Source organism: Kitasatospora sp. NPDC034035 (assembly GCF_055575755.1).
Genome location: NZ_JBVISA010000094.1, coordinates 1 through 4,748, shown reverse-complemented (window position 1 = coordinate 4,748; position 4,748 = coordinate 1). Strand labels below are relative to the sequence as shown.

Below are 4,748 nucleotides of genomic sequence, written 5' to 3'. Positions count from 1 at the left end.
ACGCCCGCCCCGGGCCCCTCCCGGCCACATAACGCCTGTTCAGACCCGCAACACGGCCCCGTTTTGCACCCCGGCGCAACACCGCGTTGCACCCCCGCGTTGCACCCCCACCCGGCCGCCCCCCGCCGAACACCACCACCAGGAGAAGGCCGGCCCCAACCAGCGGCCCGCCGCCCCGCCACCGCCCAGCCACCCCGGACGGCGCCCCCAGGACGGCGGCCAGGACAACCGGCACCTGGCGGTCGCCGGCACCGGCAGCAGCCACCACCCGAACAGCAGCCGCGGCCCCCACCCCGACCCCCTGTCGCACCCACCTGTCGCGCCCAGACCACACACAGGGGAAACCGGGTATCCGCCCACGTCACAACACACGACAGCACCCCCCGCGACAGGCCAACGCGACAGCAGGCGCGACAGCCCGCTACCTACTCCCGAGCCGCCCCCACGACGGGCGTCCCACACCGCCTCCCTGGCCCTGCGCGCCTCCTGCTCAGCCAGATCGACCACACAGAACTCCTGCCGCAACCGATACCCCACCGCGCAGCGCAGCCAGGCACCGGCAATCACGGCTAGCACATGACTGCACACTTTCAGTAGTGTTCCTGGGTAGCCGGAAGTTGCCTTCGCGAGTCCGTGACATCAGCGGACAGTACGAGGCTCTGGGGCTCTCGCCGCCGATGGACGGCAGCTACCCGACCACAGTCAAGAGGAATGCTGATGAACCCGCGCAACGCACTCGCGGCAGGCACCGCCGCCCTGGCCCTGCTCACCGTCCCCGCCGCGACAGGAGCGGCCTCCGCCTCGACCACCCCTCAGAACGCGGCGGCACGAGCTCCGTTTCCGTTTCCGACCATCGGAGTGGAGATCCCGCACTCCTGCCTGGCAATCAACACCCCACTGCAAAACCGCACTGAAGTGATCACCATCGACTTCAGAGGCGGGATCAAAGTCCGCGTGGATGGCGGCGCGACCGATCCGATCGACCGCATGATGCTGCGGATGATCGGCGAACCGTGCGACGTACCGAACAGCGGGCAGCCTTCCGGCAACCGTGCGGCCAACGGCGACGAACTCGACCCGCGCTACGACATCACCATCGTGGGACACGCCACCCTGCGCAGCGGACGCCAGGTCACACTGGTCGGCCGGGAGCCACTGGACCTTGAAGACCCTTCGCTGGCGCCCCACGCGACCCGCGGCGACTACAAGCTCGGCGTCCCCCTCCACCTGGTCGACCCCGACCAGCCCAAGCTGGTCCTGGGCGAGATCAACCACGCCGACGCCACGGTGAGCCTCGCCAAGTAGCGCCTGGACCAAAGCCGCGCCGCTCGCCCCGCTGACCCCACGGTGGCGCGACCGGCGCTGATCGACGCACCCCGACGGGCCGCCTCCTGGACCGCCGCCCTCCTGCTCGCCAGCTCCACCACCCAGAACTCGTACCGCAACCGGTACGCCACCGCACGGCGCAGCCACGCACCGGCGGGCCACCGGGTACCGCGGGCATGCCGCCGCACCATGCCCGGCCCGACACCCAGCCAGACGCTCAGTCAGCCGCCAGTCAGCCGCCTGCTGCTTCGGCGCGCGGCGCCGTAGCACCCAGCGAAGGATGGCAACCTCGACAAGTGCGACGAGGACGACCAGGGCGTTGAAGGCCGGATCGCTCAGCGTCCCGCCAACACCGGTCGCGACCAGCGGAAGAGCCGCCGGGGCAGACACCATCGCAAAGGCGACCGCCGGCAGCTCGCCCGAGCCAGAGAGCGGGTCGGCCCAGGGCTGCACCGTCGTCCAGACCCCGAGCACGATGAGCAGCACGGCGTACCCGAGAAAGAAGGTGCGGCCGGCGGTGCGGCGTCTGGGGCGAACGGTCATGGCGAGATGCTGCCAGGTGCCGCCACGCAGCCGCGCGGCGGCACCTGACCGAGCCGCTGCCACCACCACAAAACCGAACACCGGCCCCACACCAGCACCCCGCCCCGACCAATCCGACCCGAATTCAGAAAACCACACGCAGCCAACCCACAAAAACAGCCGCACAGAATTCCAAGCCGAACACACGCCAGAAAAGACCGCGACCCGCCCGACCGGCCGACACCACCCCCAACCCCCACCAGCCACCACACACAGTCACCAGAACGACCGACCTCGAACGCCAGCCAACAGGCACCCGGCCTCGGACAACAGGTCCAGACAATATGCGATCCGAGGCCATTCCACGTCATCAGGCGCGAGCAGGTCACACCGTGCGCTGCTGCTTATCGTGGGAAGTGCCGGCCCGCCGTCGCAGGGCCGGGCCGCGCCACGGCGGGTCGGCAATTTGGCCAACTGTCCGAAACACCCGCACTGACACATCGTCATGGGATGATCCACCTGGTTGGGCAGCGCGCCAGACCAGTGAGGAGAACGAGCATGACCAACGACCCCACACCGGACGCCCCCATCTCCAACAAGCTGGACCACCAGGCCGAGTACGACCCCAACAACTTGCTGGACAAGCTGATCGACAAGCTGCAGCTGAAGAACGACGCGCCGCTGTCCCGGACGTCGGACGGCACCCCGCAGTAGGAGCAGCGCCAGGCCGGGATGCTGGCCGGGCTTGCCCGGATACCGCGGCTCCACCGCGGCCCGACAAGCCGTCCGGGCTGGCTGGGGATGCCGGTGGTGGCCGGTGACGTGGTCGAGGTCAGCCCGCCACGGGGTGGCGGTCAGCTCCGGTTCCCCTGCGCAGCCTGAACGGGAGCCGACTCGGCGCGCCTACCTGGGCCGCGCCCGGGGAGGCGCGGCCTGGCTGAGATGGATAGGTGCCGTTCACCCTCACGAGTGACACTGCATCAGTTTCCGGTCACGTCAGGAGCCCGAGCGTAACCGCCGCCGACAGCGTACAACTGCGTCATCAGGGCCCCTTGGGCGCGCTCGGTCTTCGACAACCCCGAGCTGCACCGGATGCCCTGGCTTCATGCGTGCCCGGACCAGCATTACCCGGCCGAGCCGCCACACTCGAACCCGCGATCACCGTGATCGACAGAAATGGGCTTCCGAGCAGCTAAAATGGGACATTATGCCCATAAAGGCAGGCTTGGCCTTGTCCTCAGTCAGGTCTGATCTCGGTCACTCGGCTGCGAAGGACGCCCCTATGACGTCGGAGACCGCATCGGTCGCGCAATCTGGGCAGGAGTCGGTAGTCCTCGCCAGCTTCGATAACCGTCATCGCGCCGAACACATGCTGGCGTCGCTCGGGCGAGGCTTCCGCAGGCGGGCCCGCAAGGGTCGCACGAGTGCTGTAGTGGTCAGCGCAAACGCCGACGGCTCGCTGAGGCTAACTCAGTCTCGTGTGCTGACGGCCAACGGCTTTGCGAGCGCCCTGCTCCGCATCTCCCTCTCATGGATGATCGGATTCATGGGTCTGTTCTCCACACTGAAAGGGGCAAGGGTCGGGGCCCACGCCGCTGAAGTGCATGAAGGACGCGTCGGATCCACCGAGCACCAAGCCCACAGGATCCTCGCGGAAGCCGGCACCCATGCCGCCATCGCGCTGGTTCGCTGCGAGGACACAGACACCCGGCAGATGGTCGCCGCAGCAGCCGCCGAACGTGCGAAAGAGAGCTGGGACGGCTCGCTCACGAAGTTCCTCGCCTCCCTCGACCCCGGCAGTGCTCACGATTGGGTGCGCGCCGCCGTCGGTGAGAAGTCCTCCAACACACGCCGCGACCAGTGACTGATGGTGCCCGCACCGGGCCGGACGCCCGGCGGGGAGCCAGGCTCCCGCACCGCATGATCGTGCGGGCCGTCCTGCGGATCCTGGGATCCGCCGGCGCGGCGGCCGAGCCTGTCCGTGCGCGCAGACTGGCCGACCACATCGACGCCGCCGCGCTTGCATTCCCCTCGCAAACGTCTGCCGTCCGAGCCGGTGCATGTTGCCCGAACGGTCTGCGTGAGGCGGGCGCATGTGTTGGATCGTCTTGTTTGGATCACCGGGTGGACTGGCGAACACCAAGCCCACCGACATTAAACGCCAAATGCATTTTTCCACCTGAACGGATGGCATACGACCGAACATCCCGCATCCTGCGACTGCCGTTCTTAGCCTAAAAGCATGACGACTCCAGCAAATTACCGGCAGGGTTCGACGTGGCTCCAGACCAGCCCGGTCGACTTCAACCACGACCTCACCGGCGCCGACCGCGCCGATGAGCTGATCTCCGAGGTCCCGAACCTCAAGATCCCCTTCCCCGGGGTATGGGAGATCTCCTACCACGCCCGCTCGTACACCGGCGGGAGCACAGCATCGGATCAGCTCGTCCGCACTGCACTGTTCAAGAACGGCAACCTCATCCCCGGCACTGAAGCACTGACCGGGGGGCACACGCCCATGCAGACCACTGCCGGGCAGACGATCCTGGAGAAGTTCGACGTCAATGACGTCATCACGCTCCACGCCTTCCGCTTCGGGCAGAACCCCACCGCCGTCATCAGCAACGGCGACGGACGTACGGGAATCATGGCGCACTGGGTGAGCCCCGGGTTCTAGGCCACTGCTTCAGCACCGTTCGTTCCTGAGCTGCGCATTTGCCAGCTCAGGAACGAACGGTGCTGTTGCGAGTGCTGTGCCGAAGTTTTCCTGGTGCACGAGTGGCCAGCGCGGCTGGAGGAAGACGCCTAGGCCGTGTTTTGGAAGTGGTGCAGGATGGGGTCAACCACCGGCCGAACGGAAAGAAGCCCTCGTGGTTGACCCCGCGCTGCAGGGCGCCCTG

General features: G+C 67.6%; 4 protein-coding genes. All 4 read left to right on the top strand.

Annotated features, from left to right (window positions below; all coding sequences use genetic code 11):
* Positions 1 to 717: 717 nt before the first annotated feature.
* Positions 718 to 1,305, top strand: a complete 588-nt coding sequence (locus ACZ52J_RS42670) for a hypothetical protein (protein ID WP_465626814.1) — start codon at positions 718 to 720, stop codon at positions 1,303 to 1,305.
* Positions 1,306 to 2,406: 1,101 nt separating this feature from the next.
* Positions 2,407 to 2,562, top strand: coding sequence for a hypothetical protein (locus ACZ52J_RS42665; protein WP_465626813.1), 156 nt, complete (start codon positions 2,407 to 2,409; stop codon positions 2,560 to 2,562).
* Between the two features lie 568 nt (positions 2,563 to 3,130).
* On the top strand, positions 3,131 to 3,712 hold the full coding sequence (locus ACZ52J_RS42660; protein ID WP_465626812.1) for a hypothetical protein: 582 nt from the start codon (positions 3,131 to 3,133) through the stop codon (positions 3,710 to 3,712).
* Between the two features lie 378 nt (positions 3,713 to 4,090).
* Positions 4,091 to 4,525, top strand: a complete 435-nt coding sequence (locus ACZ52J_RS42655) for a hypothetical protein (RefSeq protein WP_465626811.1) — start codon at positions 4,091 to 4,093, stop codon at positions 4,523 to 4,525.
* The last annotated feature ends 223 nt before the right edge of the window (positions 4,526 to 4,748 follow it).

Coding starts and splice junctions, on each gene's coding strand:
- ACZ52J_RS42660 (WP_465626812.1), top strand. CDS start 3,131: ATGACGTCGGAGACCGCATCGGTCGCGCAATCTGGGCAGGAGTCGGTA.
- ACZ52J_RS42665 (WP_465626813.1), top strand. CDS start 2,407: ATGACCAACGACCCCACACCGGACGCCCCCATCTCCAACAAGCTGGAC.
- ACZ52J_RS42655 (WP_465626811.1), top strand. CDS start 4,091: ATGACGACTCCAGCAAATTACCGGCAGGGTTCGACGTGGCTCCAGACC.
- ACZ52J_RS42670 (WP_465626814.1), top strand. CDS start 718: ATGAACCCGCGCAACGCACTCGCGGCAGGCACCGCCGCCCTGGCCCTG.